The organism is Terriglobales bacterium (genome assembly GCA_035624455.1).
In the GTDB taxonomy this organism is placed as follows: domain Bacteria; phylum Acidobacteriota; class Terriglobia; order Terriglobales; family Acidobacteriaceae; genus DASPRM01.
Genome location: DASPRM010000124.1, coordinates 1 through 18,758 on the forward strand (window position 1 = coordinate 1; position 18,758 = coordinate 18,758).

Here is an 18,758-nt window from a genome sequence, read left to right on the forward strand (position 1 = left end):
AGCCCCATCATGATTGCCACATTGGAATTCAAGAGCTACCGAGATGGGTTGGCGACCATTGGCGCGCAGCAGCCCGACATTGTGATCTTTGACTCGCATGCAGACTTGCCCGCCGGGGGGCTAGGGGGCACCGCAACGGATCTGAACTGTGCTTCGAATGTGAAGTGTGTTGCCGTGATTCCGTCTTGGAGTAACGGCAAAACGCGTGAAGCGTCAGAGCGCGTGCTCAAGATGATTAGTACTAATCTTCCGCAGTTCTGAGGACTGCCGTGGTCCCTGAACCCACCAACTACCTCTATGACGGACCTGCGCTCCTGGAAGAGGTGGATGCTGCGGGGAATGTTTTGGCCCGCTACACGCATGGGCAATTCCTGGATGAACAATTGTCGGAGCTTCGCTCCAACACAACGAGCTATTACGAAGCCGACGGCCTCGATTCGGTCACTTCCTTAAGCAATGCCTCCGGGGGACTGGCGAATACATACAGCTACGATTCCTTTGGCAATCTGACAGCTTCAACCGGAACCGCGACCAATCCGTTGCGCTACACCGGGCGTGAATTCGACTCCGAGACGGGAATCTACAACTACAGAGCGCGCTACTACGATCGGAGTACAGGAAGGTTCATAAGCGAAGACCCGATCAGTTTCTTGGGCGGAACGAACGTCTATCGGTATGTTGATAACAGTCCGTCCAACCTCGTTGATCCCACGGGCCTATACACGGAGGTAATCATTTGGAACCCCGTTGGAAGTGGAGAATCGTCCTTCGGACACGTTTCGGTAATCATCAATGGAACGTCATATTCATGGGGCCCTGGCCCCGGAAATTCGGTAGCAAATAAGTGCTGTAAGCCGGGCAAGATGGATGTTGAAACTCCGCCGACCCCGTTCATCGACAAAAACACGAAGTTCCGTTCTGGACTCGGGTACGTTTTGAATCTCACTGGAGATCAAGAGACTAGGCTAGCTAAATATCTAAACGGCTTTAAAGGGAACTACAACGTTTTGTCGAGAAACTGTGGTGACCCTCTGGTAACGGGGCTTAGATCAATCGGAATCGATCTGGTTTTCGAAAGCAGCCCATTCGTGACCATGCCGGACGACATTGATTATGGTCTCGGGCATACACCTGGACTCGTAACCGGCTGGGTGCCGCATCCGCAGGTGGGCAAATGAAAGGAAAGTTTTTGATGGTGCTTGCTGCTCTCGTCCTGATGGTTGGGTGTAGAGACCGGTACACTGAGGTTCCGGTCTCCGCTCCTACGACGATTGGCAAGGATTGGATTGAACTGCATCCATCAAAACCGCTCGACTGGAAGGATCCGGCTGAGGAGTTTAGCTTCCACATCGACACACCACATCAACGCAGCGAACGCGCAGAGATAATCGCGACGAATGGCGAGCGATGTGTACCGGAGGTAAGACTGGTCACAGAGAGTGGCGACGCGCTTTCTCCGGAAGCACATGGCTTCTGGGGCGAGGACATGTACTTTTACTGGAGCAGAGGAGAAGTAAGACGAGAACCGATTCGCGCGATACGGGTTCGCAGTGACATCCCACTGCAGATTTCCAGTATTATTTGGAGGAGCTACGATCCCTCAAAAGTAAAACGGTGAAGCGCCGGAATCGCTAAGTCAAAGGTGGATGAAATTCGGGACCACGAACTACACTTACGACGGCGACAACTTGATCGAGGAAACGAATGCGTCAGGCACTTTCGTCGCTCGCTACACGCCGGGCATTAATATCGACGAACCGCTGGGGCGAAGTGGCACCTCTCTGAACTTCTACAATGCAGATGGGCTTGGGTCCATTACATCCCTAACCGACTCCGCAGGGGCAAGCGCTAGCACTTACACCTATGGGGCGTTTGGAAATCTCTCCGCATACAGCGGCGCTGTGGTGAATTCATACCGTTATACAGCGAGGGAATTCGATCAGGAGACGGGGCTCTACTACTATCGCGCCCGATACTACGACCCCAATATCAGCAAGTTCATCAGCGAAGATCCAATTCGGTTTGAAAGCGGATACAACCTCTACGGGTACGTGAACAATCGACCGACATTCTTCACGGATCCACTCGGATTATTTTCGAAAGAAGTTCACTACGACATTACATACGGTGTGGCGCTAAGGGAGTTCGGGCCAAAGTGCGTGGCCGAAGCGAAGAGCCTTGCTTCGGCAACTGCGGGACAAGATGTGTACAGTCGTAACTGGGTTAAGGACATACTCGTCAACATCAACTTCTTCGGACGAGCGTGGAAGAAGCCCGGAGTCCATTTCCCTGGTCCTAACGAATTCAGCGCTTTAGATAAGGGTATTGCTTCTTGTGATCTGAATGCTTTCGCGCAGGGACTGCACTCTCTGCAGGATTCCGTGGCTCACGCTCCATATAAGCCTTGGCAACACTACTTGTCCGGTTCCCTTCCGGATTGGTATGCCAGTGGGGGTGAAGAGCGTCCGATTGCGGAGAGTCTGACTGGCAATTACGTTCACCTGTACAAAATGGTGTGCTTGAAGTGTTGCTCACAATGAAAGTAATCCTATGAAAAACCAACCGGTAGGGTTCAAGACTCGATTATTCTCTGGGTTGTTTGACGTTGTGGTCGGCATGCTTCTGTTCTTGCGGGACCCTGTTGCCCTGCTTCTCGATCATCCGCGAAAGCCTGGCATGTGGATCGCGAGCCTCTATGGATTAACACTGATAGGAACCGGACTATGGGTCGGGGGATATAGCGGAAAGGATTCACGATATGTTGGACCCGCCTGGCTCTTGCGTGCCACTCTGTATTTCATCGCAGCTGGAGGCGCCGTTTACGCGCTAATATCTGCCCTATGGTCCACAGAGCACTTCGAACTGAGTGATTACCTATTCTTTTCGGCGTGCATCGTCGCTCTTGCAGTAAACGTCGCCATCTCTGTCCGAACTTGGTTACGTTTGAGAGGTCTGACGCGTGGCGACGTTCTTAGCCCTAATTCATCGAGTCCAAGAGCTTGATTCGGGCGGGTTGCCCATTGGGTGCCGGGTGCCCCAGGTCTCGCGCTTTTCCGAGACCTGGGAGCACTCCTGGTTCGCTTAGCTTTTGCTGGTCAGAGGCTGCGCTGTCACTGGCTGCGTTAGCCGGAACGTCACGCGCTGCTCGGCTCCGAAGCTGACATCCTTCTTGCCGGTCGCATATGCCCCTGCTGTGCCTGCGCCCGCGCCTGCAGCAGCGCCGATCAAGGCTCCTTTGCCGCCGCCGGCAAGGCCGCCAATCAGCGCCCCCGCGCCGGTGCCTCCACCAATTAACGCCAGGTTGCGCTTATTGTGATTTGCCCCTTTGGCAAAAACGGTTGAGGTCTGCACCGGAGTCATCTTGCCGTTCAGCTGCAGCGAGGCCAGCGTCAATCTCAAATACCCCGAAGAATGCAGGCGGCCTGACTGTTTCGCATCCACGACGCGTCCCTTGACCTCTGCGCCTTTACCGGCAAGCGTCTTGCCTTCGATCACCAACGGCTGATCAAGCACTGCATCGAAGCTCTCGCCGGAATGCGCGCTGGCGCTTGAAATCGAGTTCTGCAGCCGCACTGTGATCGCGATGCCGGCCGGAATCGTAACGTTCTCCGGCTGCCCGAATGACAGAAAGCTCTTCTTGGACTTGTCGGAATCCTGGCTGAAAGGCGCATTCTGGTTTCCATTCGAATCCGCTGTCACCAGCTTGTTTGGACCGCTCGAATTTGATGGAGCGCTGCTACAGCCGGCAATGATCAAGATAAGCGTCGCTACCAGAAACACTGTAAGCCCTGATTTGACCCTCATGAAACCTCCCCCCATTTGCTGGATCACTCTTATTTAGGGCAAGTGGATTTCCAAAACAAGTTTTGTGGATTCAATCACTTATAAAAGAAGATGGCCCGGTACCGGGTATTTTTTTCGTAACCACGGTATCGGGCCAGTGAACACCGGTTGGAGTTACTTACCTCTGCGAACCTCCACCACCGCCCACTTTCGGCGCGTCAGCAGAAGATTCTTCATCAGCACTTACCAGGCCGCTGAAATCGGTGGCGGCGAAAAGGCGGCCGCGCGCAACTACGAGATTGCGCAGCGTCCACCGCGAGGCTTGCGAGAGTTTCCAGGTTTCTCCGCCATCCTGGCTGGTGAAGATCTGGTTGCGGGCATCATTCAACCCCACCAGTTTGTTGCCCTCGGCGTCATAAGTGACGAACGACAGGTTCGCCACCGGATTGCCCGCCATGACGTGATCCCAGGTTGCGCCCTCGTTCTTGCTGCGGAACGCGCCCATACGAGTCGTGATCCAGATTGCCCCTGCCGGATCCAGAGCCGCAGCGAACACAGCGTTCACGTAGGGAGGCAGTTGGACATTTGTCCATGAATCGCCGCCGTCTTTCGAGAGCACCAGTTTGGAGACATTGCTCGCAACCACCGTCTGGTTCATTGCGTCCACGGCAGTGAAGTTGATTTCGCCCAGCACCGGGCCGCCTCGCCAGGTCCTGCCCTGATCCTTCGACTGGAACAGGCCCTGAGCCGCTGCCGCATACCAGTGATCGGAAACCATCTTTACCTGCGACACGCGGCTGCTGATTTCGCCCTTGAAAACTTCGCGCTTAGTCTGCGTAGTTGCTGCTGTGTTCTTGAACTTCGACTTGCTGCTGGGACGCGTCTGAACCGTGACCATCTTTTCGTTCAGCACGCTGTTGATCGGCTTCCAGGTAGCATCCTTGGGATCGCGCAGAAAGACACCCTTGGTGGTGCCCGCGACCAGTTCGCCGTTCGCCGTCTGGTTGAGAGTAAACACATCGCGACCGCCAAGCCCGGCGCTGATCTGTTGCCAGGTCTGGCCGCGGTCCTGCGACATGAAAACCCCGCCGTGCTCTTGGTCGTTGATCACCGATACATAGATGTGCGACGGATTCTCGTGATCGACAACCACCGCCGTTACCTTGCGGTATACGAAGCCATGATTGGAAGCACGGAAGGTAGCCCCATTGTCGCTGCTGATCAGCACGCCGGTGCGGTCCGTAGCCAGCAGCACGCGCGCCGGATTGCGCGGATCGACCATAATGTCGTTGACTACGACACTCGGGCTGCTGATCTGTTTCCAGGTCTTGCCGGAATCCATTGTCCGCCAGACGCCCTCGGTTGTGCCTGCGTAGACCACCGCTTCATTGCTGAGGTCCTGCTGCAGTACGCGGGTGCGCCGCGCCGAAAATGGAATTCCCTGGATCTTGTGGAACAGGTTCCCGGCGCTTTCACTGCGGTAGATACCGGAGCAAGCGCTGGCATAAACCACGGAAGGATTCTTGGGATCGACAATGATGGAGAACACGTCCGAATCATCGATCACGCCCTGTTTGATCTGCTTCCAGTTGCGTCCGCCGTCTTCCGTCTTCCACGGCAGGTGCCAGGTTCCGGCATACACCACATCCGGATTCTGGGGATCAACCGCGATCGATTCAAAATTCTTCAGCTCGTTGTGATTCGCGGGCGAAATCCGGCGGAAGCTGTCGCCGCCATCATCGCTGCGATACACGCCGTCGAGTGCTCCAAAAACAATAGTCTTGGGATTGGAGGGAGAAACCGCCATGGCACGAATCGACTTGCCATGCGCACTGGAAAGCACTTCCCAGGTCTTGCCACCATCATGGCTGCGGAACAGATCGCCGCCGAGATCGTCTGCATCCCACGCAGCCACATACATCGTATTGCTGTCGCTAGGATCAAAAACCACGTGATCCAGAACGTGACTGAATCCCGCTCCCAAATGAGTGGCAAACGACCAACTGCTGCCCCCATCATTCGAAACGAACAACTCGCCTGCGCTGGTGCCCAGGAAAATCCGATCCGGGTTCTTCGGATCGTAGGTTAAGCTACGGGCATTTCCCCCATCGGGGCCTAAGACCGACCACTGTCCAGCCAATGCTGCTTGTGCCAGCAGCAACCAGCAAATAACCACAAGAAAGCGTTTCAAGAACCCCAACGTACTTACCCTGATCACGCTATGTTTCCCCTCTCCCCAATTTGTCGACCTGCGCTCCCTTGTGATGAGAATACGCCCAGTCGTGGATTCCTCCATCCCCGTAACGGTCATTTATTGTCGCCCCAAATTCCCGCGGAGGCACAGGATTCCGCGGGGGATTGTCTCCTAACTACCTAAGATAACAAAAGGCCGATCGGTCATGACCGATCGGCCTGAAGTAAGGTAATCAAAGGGTTAGCTCAAAGGCTTAGCCCTGCGGTGTAGTTTTCGGAGCCGCCTTCTTCTTCGCTGGTGCCGGGTGCTTATCGGTGCGAACCTTCACTGCGCTTTCGTCCACAACCGTAGTCCCGGTTTCGCTGAAGGTGGCGCCCGCCGGCACGACGTAGTACTCGGCACGACGTCCGCCGCCGGTGCCGGTACGCACTTCGATACGGCTCGGGTCGATGGCCTGCTTGGCTTCGCCGCCAGTCAGGTACGACTTCGAGTTGATCGCGCGCTCGGCTGCCAGCCGCGTGGCTTCCTTCTCATCCGGATCGGCCTGGCCAACGATCACCAGCTTGGCATCCGGTTCGCGCTGCATACGCAGTGCAACATCGTCAAGGATGGCCTTGCAGGTGTTGTCCACGCGCCACGGCTTCACCTTGTTCGGGAACTGGCACTCGCTCAGCTTGCTGGCTTGTGGTGGCGGAGGCGGCACTTCGACGTTAACCGTCGCCGTGCAGCTTCCAGTCAAGCCGCGCTCGTCAGTTGCCGTAGCCGTGACCGTAATCGGACCGGCTGGAGCTCCGGCCGTGTCCACACTTCCGGTTGCCGTGAACTCACCCACGTTGGCTCCCGCCTGGATGTTGCCCGTACCAGAGGCTCGACCACCAGTGGTCTGCCACGAGAGATTGGTTATACGAACCTTGTCGGGGCTGTTGCCCTGGACGGTGATGGTCGAAGGTTCGCCCGCGCGTACCGTGCTCGGATTAGCCGTGCACGTCAGCACTGGCGGATTCTTCGGTGGCTCCTTCACCGTGAACGTGGCGGTGCAGGTTGCCGGCCCCTGCCCCTTGCGCGGCTTGGGATCGGTAGCGGTAGCCGTCACGGTATAGCTCCCGGGCGCTAGGCCGCCGGTGTCGATGCTGGCGGCATTGTTGTTAGGAGTGACCTTGCCACCAGTGGAAGTCCAACCGTAATTCACCGTGTGTTTGGGAGGAATGTTGGCGACGCTTGCCGAAACTGAGACCGGCTCGCCTGCCATAACTTCCGCTGGCTGAGCTGCGCTGCAGCTCGCTGCCATCGGAGGCAACGGCGGAGCGATTCCGAAATTGATAACAATTCCGGTGCGCAGGTCAGCGCCGCTGAGATTAGTAGTCTTGAGCTCATCGGGGAAAAAGTTCTGATGCGCGTACAGATAGTTAGCCTCGATCACTCTCCAGCTGAAACGCTGCGTGAGTGGAATATCAAATCCACCGCCAAGCAGCGCACCAAACCCGTTTTTCGAGGGATCGCCTGCGAAAATTCCGTCGGTAGTCAGGTGATGCAGTCCGATGAGTGTGTGGATATAAGGCTGGAAGTGCTCTTGCCGCCACATCAACCGCGGCCCAGCCATGACGGTATAGACCGAATTGTTATCGGCGGAGTGACCGGCACCATCCACGCTCACCCCGAAGATGCTATTGAAGTTATAGGTAATCGTTCCCGCTCCGCCGGCAGTCGCAGACTTCAATTTTTGACCGCCCAGTGAAGCGCCGGGATTTTCCCAGGAATATCCGACAAAGGCATCCCATTTAGGCGTGGGAGCTTCTTGCGCCGGCGCAAGGGAGGACAGCAAGAGTACCGAAATCGCCAGCGCGAACAGCACACGACCGCAAAAATATCTAGGGAGTGACATGCAAATCCTCCGGGATTTTAAAAGGACTGCGTTGTTACTAAGGGTGGCCGTTAACAGCCAAAGCCTAATTGGCTCTGCAAGCCGAGCATTGTACAGCAATGACTTGCAGAGTAAATAGAAAAACTCTGCACCATTTCTGTTTACTAATAAGTGGCCAAATCCGGGAAACTGCCTTTCACAGTATGGGCTCAACATTTGGGCTGCGATTTAAAACCATTCGCTGCACGATAGAATTGATTTTGGCATTTTAATAGACCAGCCATCATTTCCTCAGTCGCTGGTCCGCTCAGAACCAGTTTTCATCCCGATGATCGAACAGCGCCAGGAATTTTCCTCACATGCACATGACAGGGTGTTGAGACTCCAGAATCATCTCCGCAGCTTGCTGCGAGGGTTACTCCTGAATGCGGTAGGAACGATGCAGAGCAGGCACTTCACCACAACTGCCTTTTTCTTGTTTTCCCAAGCGCACTGACCGGCAAACCAAGGGCCGGGTTGCGGCTACTGGCTGTTAGCATGAAAATAGAGAGCTTATGCCACAGGAGAAAGTGCTCATTGTCGACGATGAGGAAAACGCCCGCAGCGGCCTGGCCGAGCTGCTTGCGGCGTGGGGCTATGCCACGGTCACGGCAGCCGATGGGATGGAGGGACTCGAATTGGCGGAGACGGCAAAGCCCACCATCATCCTTCTAGACCTCCAGATGCCCCGCATGAGCGGAACCGAACTCATGAAGCAACTGGCCGATTCACCTAACGAATACAAGGTAATCGTGGTGACCGCCAATGAAGAAATTCCCATCGTCGTGGAGATGATGAAGATGGGCGCCTACGACTACCTGACCAAGCCGGTCGATCGCACTCGGCTGCGTTCGGTGTTGCAGAATGCCTCGCGCCAGAGAGATACAGAACTCGAACTCGAGGTCGCCAAGCGCAAGCTGCGAGACACTGGAGTGTTCGGCTCTTTGGTGGGCTCCTCCCGCAAAATGCAGGAGGTCTTCCGCTTGGTGGAGATGGTGGCCCCCAGCAACGCCTCAGTGCTGATTACCGGAGAGAGTGGAACGGGTAAGGAACTGGTGGCCCGCACGATCCACGAGCAGAGTTCACGTCGGCCCAAGCCGTTTGTGGCGATCAATTGCGCAGCTATCCCTGAAACCCTCATTGAAAGCGAGATTTTTGGTCATGAGAAAGGAGCTTTCACCGGCGCTCTTGAACGCCGCGTCGGATGTTTCGAGTTGGCAGAAGGTGGCACCCTGTTACTGGACGAGATCGGAGAGATGCCCATTGCTACCCAGGCCAAACTGTTGCGCGTGCTGGAAGACCGCAAGCTCCGCCGCTTGGGTAGCAAAGTTGAAACTGCGGTCGATGTGCGGGTGATCGCCGCCACCAACAAAGTCCCTGAAGAGGCAGTCGCGCGCGGCGAGTTGCGCAATGATCTGTATTACCGCTTGAACGTCTTCAGTATCCATATGCCGCCTTTGCGCGAACACAAGGAGGATCTGCCCGAACTGATTAAGGCCCTGTTGATAGACCTCAATGCCAAGAACGGACGCAACGTCGCCATGGTGAGCGAATCGGTGATGAATTTGTTTAATGCCTATTCCTGGCCCGGGAACGTGCGTGAGCTGCGCAATGCCCTGGAACGGGCGACGATTGTGTGTGAGGGCTCGCTGGTAGAAACCAAGCATCTGCCTCCAGGTTTCGGGCAGATGCCCCCACGCGCACCCGTAATTGAGCCGAACGCAGTCCGCCTGGGTGTTGGCACTACTGTTGGTGAAGCGGAGCGCCTTCTGATCCTGAAGACCTTGGAGTCCACCAACAATAACAAAACGCGGGCTGCCGATATCCTGGGGATCAGCCTGAAAACGCTGCATAATAAGTTGAAGGAGTATGGGGCGCAGGGAGCCGGCGAAAGTGCCAGTTGATGACTACCCTCGCACCGTGTGGTGAAACGCTTATCATCCACCAGTGCGAATGATAGAACGCCCCTTTTCTGAGCTTTAAATTGCGTCCACCATTTCAACTCAAGACCAAGCTTGTTCTCGCCATCAGCGGCATGGTGCTGGTGTTGGTTTGTGTACTCTCCTACGTCTATGTCTCGCAGCTTCTAAGGCGTAGCATTCGCGAAGCCTATTCCGATACCGATTTCGTAGCCCACCAGATTTATCAGGTTGCTCGTGATGCCGTCGAAGAAGATCTGAACGCACCAGCCCAGATCATTCCCCCAACCTCCACTCAGGAGAAAATCGAAGAGACCCTGCAAACCGATACCGGCGTTAACTCGGTGCTGCAGTCGGTAATGGGTTACTCCAGGATTATCGATTACGTAGCCATCACCGATGTATCCGGCCGTGCTTTGCTGCACAGCGATCCCTTCATGCAGGACAAGACTCTGGACACCCGGCCCAGTTTTGACGCGCTCGTGAACGCCAGCCTCTGGCGACAGTTGCGTCTGGTGTACGGCAAAACCCAGGCCTACGAAGTTGATTTGCCGCTGAGCCGGGCCGGGGTCCCCTTTGGCTATGTCCGGGTCGGTATTCAGACAGTATTTCTGAAGAATGAACTGCGGCCTCAACTCAACCGAACATTCACATTCACCGCGCTTGCCATCCTGTTGTCTCTGGTTATCGCCGCGGCGCTTTCCAATCTCGCCCTCAAACCGCTCGAGGACATCAGCGCCCGACTGGACCGGATGACCGCAGGCGAAATCGAGCTCGCACCAGAGAGCGCACTCCGTCAGCGAACGGATGAGTATGGCGTTGTCACCACCAAAATCGACAAACTCGGCCGCCAGATGCGGGATGTGCAGGAAGTATTTTCCGCTCTGAAAGAGAATCTCGATCAGATCATGGCCAACCTGCAGGACGGCTTGATGCTGTTTACGCGTGATTCGCGTGTCGTCCTGGTCAGCGCTTCGGCAGAACGATTTGTCGGTCGTCCTCGCTCCGAAATACTCGGACGCACGGTCGAAGAAATCTTCAGTGGCTCCTCACGATTGGGAAGCATGATCCTCGATGCTTTCCGGCTCGCCCAGGCGTTCGACCTGGAAGAAGTGGAGACCGCCAGCGGACGTCGCGTTCAGGTCTCGCTTGATTTCATTCGCGAACGCCAGGAGCAGATGGGCGCCCTGCTGACCATTCATGATGTGGAATCGATGCATCGCATCGAGGATGAGATCGAGCTCTCCCGTCGCCTGGCCGCCATAGGGCGCCTCACGTCGGGGGTGGCTCATGAAGTTAAGAATCCCATCAATGCCATCGTGCTGCATTTGGAAGTACTGCGGGAGAAACTGCCTGCGCTGGAACCCGCGAGCAGTCGTCATCTGGAGGTGATCAGCAATGAGATCCGGCGCTTGGATCGCGTTGTACAAACTCTGGTAGATTTCACTCGTCCCGTGGAGTTGCGCTTGGCAGATACTGACTTGCGTCGCACGCTGGAGGACGTCATCCTGTTAGCTATGCCCGACGCCGAGCAGCGCGGCGCGAGAATTGTGCGGCACATCCCCGATGAGACTCTGCCAGTGCGCATTGACATTGATCTGATCAAGCAAGCCTTGTTGAACGTGGTGATCAATGGAATGCAGGCCATGCCCCAGGGGGGCGACCTCAATATTCACGCCCGCCGGGACACCGACTGTGTAGAAGTCATCGTTCAGGACCAGGGGAAAGGCATTCCCCCGGAGATTCAAGACCGCATATTCAACCTTTATTTCACAACCAAGAAGGGCGGCAGCGGCATCGGACTGGCTATGGCCTATCGAGTCATGCAACTGCATAACGGCTCGATTGAGTTCAAATCGCAAGAGGGCATTGGGACCTCATTTCACCTGCGCTTGCCATTAACGGTATCACCAGAGCCGATGCCGCAGGCGACTGCCGAGCACGCCCAAACCTAAACCCCCGGGGCGGGCTGAATCCCATTCTGGAACCGTGCTCGCTGGGCTGGAGATTTCGAACTTGCAAAACCCTGGGCGGCGTGAACGGCGAGCCGCGTAAACGTGTTGCGATGCTTAGCCAAAAAAGCTAAAACTTCACCATGCAAATCAGCCGGACGATCTTGACGGGCCTTCTCGGGATGGCGCTGGGTTCCCTTCCCGGATGCTTCCTCAAGAAAAAAAATAAGGTGGCTGCGGCCCCGGCTCCGCCCCCACCTATTACCCAGCCTCAGCCCGAAGTAATTCTGCCTCCACCCGCCGGGGAGCCCAACCGCTCCGAACCAGCGCCGCCCCCGCAGCCTGCTGAGAACACTACTGCAGAAGCCAGCACCCAACCGCCCCCAAAACCAAAATCACACCCGCGCACACCGCGCAAGATTGTTCCTCCGCCGCCCCCCAAGCCGGAAGAGAACAAGTCAGCACAGAATCCCCCTTCCGGGCCCCTCACCGCTACTGTCACCCCCAACGAAGCTCTCCGTCAGAAAATGACGACCCAGCAACTGCTGGATGCTACTGAGGCCAACCTGAAGAGCATCTCCCGCACGCTTTCCGCCGATGAGCAAACTATGGTGTCGCACATCCGCAGTTATATGCAGCAATCTACCAAAGCCACCAGCGATGGAGACTACGAGAAGGCCTACAATCTCGCCGTCAAGGCACACCTGCTCTCAGCTGATTTGATAAAACACTAGCAACCCGCCTCCGCTAATTCGCCTTCTTCGCTACCGGCCGCGCGTTCACTTTATCCAGCAGTTCCTTGGAGGCCTGCTGGAACGGCCCTTGCACCTTGACAGCCTCGGCCAAGGTTTCCTTGGCGTCGGCTATCCGATTCGACTTGGCATAGGCGAACCCGAGGCGGTAGAGCGTGATCGAGTACTTCGCAGGGTCATCCTTCAGCATGCTTGCCGCCGTCTTCAGCTCAGCAATCGCAGCCGGCGTTTTCTCCTGGCGCAACAGCGTATAGCCCAGCACTTCGTGTGCCAGCCCTTCCGTGATACGCAGGCTGGCATCGGTCGTGCTGGCATTTTTCTTCGCCGCTTCGATAGCGCGCCGGGCATAGCTGTCAGCTTTGCTCAGGTAGGTTCCCTTGGGCTCTTCGGCAAACGCGTTGGCCATCAGGGTCAGCACCTGCACATTGTTCGGTTCAGCGGCAAGTATTTTGTCGCCGAAGGCTAGCATGCCCGGCAGATCGCCCGCCTCCTGCAGACTGGCGATTGCCAAAGCATTTACCTGGTCGGCCATCTTGCTGCCACTGAATCCGGAAGAAAATTTCTCGATCAACGCAAGGCGTTTCTTAGGATCGGTTTCGGAAATCACGGCGTTGTAGGCAGCCGCCTGCATGTAGTCGTAGACGGGCTGCACCGCCTGCTTGTCTCGCGCGACCTCGGAAGCAAATTGTTCGTCACTCATACCGGCCGGCTTCGGCTGTTTCTCCATCCCATTAATCACCGCCGCACCCCGCGCCGCATAGTCCACGACCTTGGCAGAGTCCTTCATTTGTTGCGCAATATCGGTTTGCGACTGCAGGATCTCCAGCACGTTAGGCATGGCCGCCAGCGCCTTGTCTCCATAGGCGAGGGCTTTCGCGGGATCGCTGCCTGCATACTGCTGCGAAAGCTGCCAATTGCCATAGGCGACCGCTTGGGGATTGCCGGAGTACGTCTTCGTAAACTCCTCCAGCATGGCGATTCGTTTTTGCTGATCGTTTTCCGCCTGGATCTGATTCAGCGCCTTGTCTTCCGGCGAGCCTGCCGGAATCGCGATCTTGGTCTGAGCAATGGCAGCTGTTGCACAAAACCATACGAGAGTGACGACCACCAGCAGGCGATAGGCTTTCATGGCAGCCTCCCATCTCGCTGGAGCTAGGTGCCCAGGTTCGCGTCGCGCTTTTCGGCGCTAAACCTTTGCCGCAGCTTCGCGAATTGCCATGCCGTTTGGAAATGGATTTCTGCGCGCATCCTACTGCCACTAGCTACGGCGCGCAAGGTCGGGTGTCACTTTGGCAGCGATTCGAGGAGCAAACTAGAAGGGACCTAGATGTGATACGGCGATTTATCACCAACTATTGAGATTCGGGATATGTTTCTGAACTGCTCAGAGCTCCCCCACACGATTGTTGTCTAGCCCGGCGATTTCCGTGATATATCGACTGTGATGAGCACCGTCACGCACGCGATCAGCAGTGCCAGCCTCCACGAGTCGGAGCGTGTTACCCGTGTGCGGGCGCGATCTTGGTTGGCGCAACCGTTTCATATGACGAGGTGCGCGACGCTTAACCTATCAGGCCTATAATCGGTTTGCGTAACCGCGAGAACATGGGGGGCCCATGAGGAGTTCAGTTCTGATTGGCATGTTTTTGGTGGCTGTTTGCTGCGCTGTGGCCCAATCTGCACCTCCTGCATCCTGGAAATGTGATCCGAAGACGCGTCTGCGGCCCGATGACCCCGTGTACACCGAGGCGCTACAGTTGTCGCAAATCCTCTCGAAGGGCGGCCTTCAGGTTAAATGTGTGCTGAGATCGAAGACGGCACAGCCCTCTGCTTGGAAGAAGGGAGCTGCCCTGTATCGTACCGAGCGCGGAGACTTCGAGGCGTTGTTTGCAGTTAAACCAGAAGATTTTGCCAACCTCACTGTGGTGGAGCAACCGCAGCAGGATGGCCTCCACGTGTACGAATACCGCGGTCTCCCGGGGAAAGCGATTGATCGGAGTTCACATCGGGAGTATTTCGTAAAGCATCGCGGAACATTTGTTATCACTTACGACCGGCAACTCGCACAAAGTCTAAGTGCGATTTTCGAAACGCAACAGCAACTCTAATCAGCAACTGCTGTAATCAGGATTCCACAATCTATACCTGACCAACACGCCGCCAACTCATTGTGACATTAGCCTCAGCTGCCCAGCGCGCGGAATCGAACAGTGTGTGGTCAGGTTGATCTTATTTCCGCCCTTCCCGTTTCTGCGCCACCACCAGCCCGCGCGGTGTAGGCAACAACACGACCGAGATCAGCCCTTCGCACTCCAGCTTCAGCGCTGCCTCGCGCACTGTCTTCAGGTGCGAACTGGCATCGTGCATCAGGATCACGCCGCAAGGATTCATCTGCGACAAGAACCGCCTGACCTCCTGTTCGCGCAGCGGCATATCGCTGTCGCTGTAGAGCAGGTCGATGGTTCCGTCCACCTTTATCTCCATGCTGGACTGGTTGCGGTACTCGATCCATTCGCCCAGTCCAGAGGCATCGATCTTCTCTTTTGCCTTGGCAAACACCTCAGGGTCGAACTCGCAAGTGACTACCTTGCCGAAGCCGTTGGCTTTCAGCCCTTCTGCGATCCATAGCGTGCTGACAGCGAGGAAGGTTCCCGTCTCTACTACCAGCTGTGGCTTAAGTGTTGTGATCAGAGTCCGCAGGAATTCCAGCACTTCGACCTCGGCGGTCATGGAGTCGAACATGCTCCAGCGCTCGGGATGGGGACACTCCGGCGTCGCCCGGTGATACTCCGGCTGAAGCTGCTCACCCCGCCGCTCCACCTGCCGCATGATTTTGTGTTCTTGTTTTTCTTTTTTTCCGAACAGACGTTTCAGCGACACGGAAGCAGTATACGTGCATGGCATTCAGCGGGTGCCCCACGTTCGCCTGCTTTTGGCTAACGTGAGAGGTCGAGGCGCAGCCTCGACAGTTCTTCGCCGAGAGCTGGCGGTGCCCCACCCTTGTCGCGCAGCGACAGGGTGGGTACCGATTCTACTGATCGCTGAGTGCTGATTGCTGAGTGCTCTATTGCGCCGGCTGCGCTTCCTCTTCGCTCGCGTTAGACGCGCGAACCACCGCGCTCGCGGGTGTGATAATGAGCCGCGGCAGCCTGCCCCCGGAGCGCTGATATCGCTGCTTCAAATCCTGCACATCGTCGATCTTCAGAACACGCTGCAGGACCACTCCGCCGGGAATGTCGTCGAACGAAAAAACGTCATTGGGACGGAAAGTTTGCTGCGCCGCCATGAGCAGCGTTTCTTCGCTCTGGAAATTCTCGCGGAGCTTGGGATCGAGCACGATGGCCCAGTACACATCGAAATTCACAATTCCGCTATGGGGAGCGTAACTGATCAGCAGATTGTGGTCGTAATCATCCCAACCGTCGGCGTGGTACTGCGAGCCCGGAATCACCACGTAGAGGTTAGGATGCTTGTCGCTAGGCTTGGAAGGCGCCACGCGCGGGCCAAAGCGCCACGGCCCGATGGTCAAAAGGTGATGTCCCTGCGCCGGCGCAATTTCCAGCTTCACCAACTGACCCTGGTGATAAACCTGCACGATCTGCGGCCCCAGATCGGTGGCAATGCCATGGGACTTCGCGCGAGCCACGGTTCCCGCTGCTAGCGCCGCAAGGATGCATACTGCCGCGCAAACCAGCCAGTTGGTCGTTTTTCGAGAATCGCGCAGACGGAGTCTCCCCATCACGATGGCATCCAGAACGATGCAATTATTCCGATGTTGCGCATTATATGGTTGCCATCCGCAGGGTAAAGTCACTGAAGCCCATGAACTATTCTCCTCCATCATTTTCAACCACTTACATTGCCCACCATTGGCAATCACCGCAGCTGCCGTTACAGTGTTTTCGGGGTGAAGAAAATCCTTCAGCATCGTGGCTTGCGGCTGGTCTTCGTGGCCAATCTTGTGTCCATGCTGGGGAGCGGCATGAATGGGGCTGCGGTGACGTGGTTCATCCTGCAAGCCACGCATACCGAAGTCGCTTTGGGTTGGATGATTGTGCTGCAGGCCGTTCCGGCGATGCTGCTGATGCCATTCAGCGGGGTGATTATTGACCGCGAGGACCGCCGGCACCTGGTGATGACCCTCGATGTGCTGCGCGGCGTCATCATTCTGATCGTTGCCGTCTTGGCATTTACTCATCACGTGCGCGTCTGGCACGTGTATCTGATGTACATCCTGGTTTCGGCGGGATTCTGGGTGTTCTGGCCTACGGTGGCAGCCCTGGTGCAGGAACTCACACCCGACTCGGAGTTCGTTCACTCCAATACTTTTCTATTGACCGGGATTCAGAGCGGCTGGCTGATTGCCGGCGCCATCGTCGGATTTGTCTACAACCACATAGGGCTTGGCGGCGTGCTGCTGATCGACGCTTTCACCTATATGATTTCCTTTGCCTGTTACTTTGGGGTTCGCAAAGGGCGGCACGTGGTTCACCGTCCGGTGGCTGAGAAGATCGCCGCGGTGGAGAACTCCGTGCTTCGCTACCTGGGCGAGATGCGAGATGGCTGGGATCATCTGCGGCGCAGCCGCTACCTCAGCGCGCTGGCGATCAGCTGGGCTTTATTCCTGGGAGCGATGCTGACCTCGGGCGTAATTACCGCGCCGCTCAGCGATCGCATTCTGCACGCCGGCGCAGTGGGATATGGATGGCTGAACGGCGGATGGGCTGTCGGTGCGGTGATCAGTGCCTTTTACGTCTATCGATTGATCAGCTTTCGCGGGCCACGCGGTGCGCTGGCGTTGGGCATGGCTTTCCTTTCTCTGAGCTTTTTCGTTGCGCCGTTTACTCATATCGTGCCCCTGGCAGTGCTGGCATACGCCATAAGTGGATCGGCGCGTGGCGTTGCCGGGATTGCTCTTTCCAGCAACCTGATGGAAATCGTGCCCAGGCATTTCATGGGGCGAGTGCAGAACACCATTTACTTCGCCGGGACCGGGCTGCAGATCGCGCTGGCGCTGGTCGTTGGCGCAGTGGCCCATCGCATCAGCCTGACGCTCGCTTTTGCGATTATTGGATTCCTTTATTTCCTTGCCTTCCTTTCCGCCTACTGGCCGATACCGACTCCAGCTCCAGTCACGGAGACGGAAACCATCGGCGCCTGAGGTCTGAATTTGTGTGAGAAGTCACGAGGTCTCATGGCTTTTTAGTTTGCGAGAGATGGAGCAGGTCGCGAGAACTCAACCAATTTCTGCTGTTATCCTGAGCCAGAGCCGAATGGAAAGATGAGGCCCGAGTCGAAGGACCCGAGTCGAAAGACCTGGTGTTTCTAGAACCTGGTAGATGCGAAATCAATCCTGCTCTCAAGTCCTAAACGAATCCGTGGAGGTCTGTGTCAATCCGTGGCCGGATTCCGCCAGTGCCTGACTCCCACTGGTTCAACCTGTTATTCTCTCCCTTCTCGCACAGGAGGACCTCCCACCAATGTCAGCCTCGCTCGCCGGACGCGCCGCCATCGTCTTCGGAGTTGCCAATAAGCGCAGCATCGCCTGGTCAATCGCGCAGCAACTTCACGAGGCCGGCGCGCACCTCCTGATCACTTACCAGAATGAGCGCCTGAAGCAGGAAGCTGACGATCTGATCCAGTCTCTTCCTGGCGCTGAAGGGTACCAGTGCGATGTGTCCCGGGATGAGGAGATCAGCCACCTTTTTACGCAGGTGCGCGAGCGCCATGGCAAACTACACACGCTGGTGCACTCCATTGCATTCGCGCCTGCCGACGAACTCAAGGGCGAATTCCTCAACACTTCGCGGGAGGGATTTCGTATTGCCTTGGATGTGAGTGTGTATTCCCTGGTGGCACTCGCCCGCGCCGCGGCGCCGCTGATGACCGAAGGCGGCAGCATTCTTACTATGACTTACTATGGCGCAGAAAAAGTCGTGCCCAACTACAACGTCATGGCGGTCGCCAAAGCGGCCCTGGAGTGCTCTGTCCGTTACCTCGCGTTTGACCTGGGGAAACACAATATCCGCGTGAACGCCATATCCGCCGGCCCAATCAAAACTCTGGCAGCGCGTGGCATCTCAGGCCTGAGCGACATGCTCAAAGGTCACGCCGAACGCGCTCCCCTGAAGCGCAACGTTGACGTGAACGAAGTGGGAAAGACCGGCTTGTTCCTGGCTTCTGACCTGAGCAGCGGCATCACCGGTGAAGTGATTTTCGTCGATTGCGGCTACAACATCATGGGGTTCTAGCCCATCT

General features: G+C 56.5%; 16 protein-coding genes. 10 read left to right on the top strand and 6 right to left on the bottom strand.

Annotated features, from left to right (window positions below; translation table 11 throughout):
* The 4 genes from VEG30_13695 to VEG30_13710 form a co-directional block, all read left to right on the top strand.
* The coding region (locus tag VEG30_13695) for a hypothetical protein (protein ID HXZ80978.1) at nt 1-261 on the top strand (261 nt) is incomplete at its 5' end.
* A gap of 8 nt (nt 262-269) precedes the next feature.
* Complete coding sequence (locus VEG30_13700; protein ID HXZ80979.1) at nt 270-1,178, top strand: RHS repeat-associated core domain-containing protein; 909 nt, start codon at nt 270-272, stop codon at nt 1,176-1,178.
* On the top strand, nt 1,175-1,618 hold the full coding sequence (locus tag VEG30_13705; GenBank protein HXZ80980.1) for a hypothetical protein: 444 nt from the start codon (nt 1,175-1,177) through the stop codon (nt 1,616-1,618). The genes VEG30_13700 and VEG30_13705 overlap by 4 nt, the downstream gene beginning before the upstream one ends.
* A gap of 28 nt (nt 1,619-1,646) precedes the next feature.
* Complete coding sequence (locus VEG30_13710; GenBank protein ID HXZ80981.1) at nt 1,647-2,540, top strand: RHS repeat-associated core domain-containing protein; 894 nt, start codon at nt 1,647-1,649, stop codon at nt 2,538-2,540.
* Nucleotides 2,541-3,081: 541 nt separating this feature from the next.
* On the opposite strand, the gene VEG30_13715 is transcribed toward VEG30_13710, so the two are convergent.
* The 3 genes from VEG30_13715 to VEG30_13725 form a co-directional block, all read right to left on the bottom strand.
* Nucleotides 3,082-3,804, bottom strand: coding sequence for a hypothetical protein (locus tag VEG30_13715; GenBank protein ID HXZ80982.1), 723 nt, complete (start codon nt 3,802-3,804; stop codon nt 3,082-3,084).
* Between the two features lie 157 nt (nt 3,805-3,961).
* Nucleotides 3,962-5,974, bottom strand: a complete 2,013-nt coding sequence (locus tag VEG30_13720; protein HXZ80983.1) for a transcriptional regulator — start codon at nt 5,972-5,974, stop codon at nt 3,962-3,964.
* A gap of 256 nt (nt 5,975-6,230) precedes the next feature.
* Nucleotides 6,231-7,859, bottom strand: coding sequence for an outer membrane beta-barrel protein (locus VEG30_13725; protein ID HXZ80984.1), 1,629 nt, complete (start codon nt 7,857-7,859; stop codon nt 6,231-6,233).
* Nucleotides 7,860-8,392: 533 nt separating this feature from the next.
* On the opposite strand from VEG30_13725, the gene VEG30_13730 reads away from it, so the two are divergent.
* The 3 genes from VEG30_13730 to VEG30_13740 all read left to right on the top strand — a co-directional run bounded on the left by VEG30_13730 (nt 8,393) and on the right by VEG30_13740 (nt 12,482).
* On the top strand, nt 8,393-9,781 hold the full coding sequence (locus VEG30_13730) for a sigma-54 dependent transcriptional regulator (protein HXZ80985.1): 1,389 nt from the start codon (nt 8,393-8,395) through the stop codon (nt 9,779-9,781).
* An 80-nt stretch (nt 9,782-9,861) separates the two neighbouring features.
* Entirely contained in the window at nt 9,862-11,751 is a 1,890-nt protein-coding gene (locus VEG30_13735) for an ATP-binding protein (protein ID HXZ80986.1), read from the top strand.
* 161 nt (nt 11,752-11,912) lie between these two features.
* On the top strand, nt 11,913-12,482 hold the full coding sequence (locus VEG30_13740; protein HXZ80987.1) for a hypothetical protein: 570 nt from the start codon (nt 11,913-11,915) through the stop codon (nt 12,480-12,482).
* A 13-nt stretch (nt 12,483-12,495) separates the two neighbouring features.
* On the opposite strand, the gene VEG30_13745 is transcribed toward VEG30_13740, so the two are convergent.
* Nucleotides 12,496-13,629: a hypothetical protein gene (locus VEG30_13745; GenBank protein ID HXZ80988.1), complete on the bottom strand. Its 1,134-nt coding sequence runs from the start codon at nt 13,627-13,629 to the stop codon at nt 12,496-12,498.
* A 487-nt stretch (nt 13,630-14,116) separates the two neighbouring features.
* Between VEG30_13745 and VEG30_13750 the strand changes: the two genes are divergently transcribed.
* Entirely contained in the window at nt 14,117-14,608 is a 492-nt protein-coding gene (locus VEG30_13750) for a hypothetical protein (protein HXZ80989.1), read from the top strand.
* Nucleotides 14,609-14,729: 121 nt separating this feature from the next.
* Here the strand turns inward: VEG30_13750 and VEG30_13755 are convergent, their stop codons facing one another.
* Together VEG30_13755 and VEG30_13760 are read right to left on the bottom strand one after the other, a co-directional pair.
* A complete protein-coding gene (locus VEG30_13755) occupies nt 14,730-15,404 on the bottom strand; it encodes a class I SAM-dependent methyltransferase (protein ID HXZ80990.1) in 675 nt (224 codons plus the stop codon).
* A gap of 160 nt (nt 15,405-15,564) precedes the next feature.
* Complete coding sequence (locus tag VEG30_13760; protein HXZ80991.1) at nt 15,565-16,242, bottom strand: hypothetical protein; 678 nt, start codon at nt 16,240-16,242, stop codon at nt 15,565-15,567.
* Nucleotides 16,243-16,407: 165 nt separating this feature from the next.
* Here VEG30_13760 and VEG30_13765 point away from each other — a divergent pair, with 165 nt between their 5' ends.
* Nucleotides 16,408-17,661, top strand: coding sequence for an MFS transporter (locus VEG30_13765; GenBank protein ID HXZ80992.1), 1,254 nt, complete (start codon nt 16,408-16,410; stop codon nt 17,659-17,661).
* Between the two features lie 319 nt (nt 17,662-17,980).
* Nucleotides 17,981-18,751 carry an enoyl-ACP reductase gene (locus VEG30_13770; protein ID HXZ80993.1) on the top strand — a complete coding sequence of 257 codons (771 nt, stop codon included), beginning with the start codon at nt 17,981-17,983 and terminating at the stop codon, nt 18,749-18,751.
* Nucleotides 18,752-18,758 lie beyond the last annotated feature (7 nt).

Bases quoted from the DNA above. Each gene is read 5' to 3' on its own strand.
- VEG30_13705 (HXZ80980.1), top strand. From the start codon at position 1,175: ATGAAAGGAAAGTTTTTGATGGTGCTTGCTGCTCTCGTCCTGATGGTT.
- VEG30_13710 (HXZ80981.1), top strand. From the start codon at position 1,647: ATGAAATTCGGGACCACGAACTACACTTACGACGGCGACAACTTGATC.
- VEG30_13715 (HXZ80982.1), bottom strand. From the start codon at position 3,804: ATGAGGGTCAAATCAGGGCTTACAGTGTTTCTGGTAGCGACGCTTATC.
- VEG30_13725 (HXZ80984.1), bottom strand. From the start codon at position 7,859: ATGTCACTCCCTAGATATTTTTGCGGTCGTGTGCTGTTCGCGCTGGCG.
- VEG30_13730 (HXZ80985.1), top strand. From the start codon at position 8,393: ATGCCACAGGAGAAAGTGCTCATTGTCGACGATGAGGAAAACGCCCGC.
- VEG30_13745 (HXZ80988.1), bottom strand. From the start codon at position 13,629: ATGAAAGCCTATCGCCTGCTGGTGGTCGTCACTCTCGTATGGTTTTGT.
- VEG30_13750 (HXZ80989.1), top strand. From the start codon at position 14,117: ATGAGGAGTTCAGTTCTGATTGGCATGTTTTTGGTGGCTGTTTGCTGC.
- VEG30_13755 (HXZ80990.1), bottom strand. From the start codon at position 15,404: ATGCCATGCACGTATACTGCTTCCGTGTCGCTGAAACGTCTGTTCGGA.
- VEG30_13770 (HXZ80993.1), top strand. From the start codon at position 17,981: ATGTCAGCCTCGCTCGCCGGACGCGCCGCCATCGTCTTCGGAGTTGCC.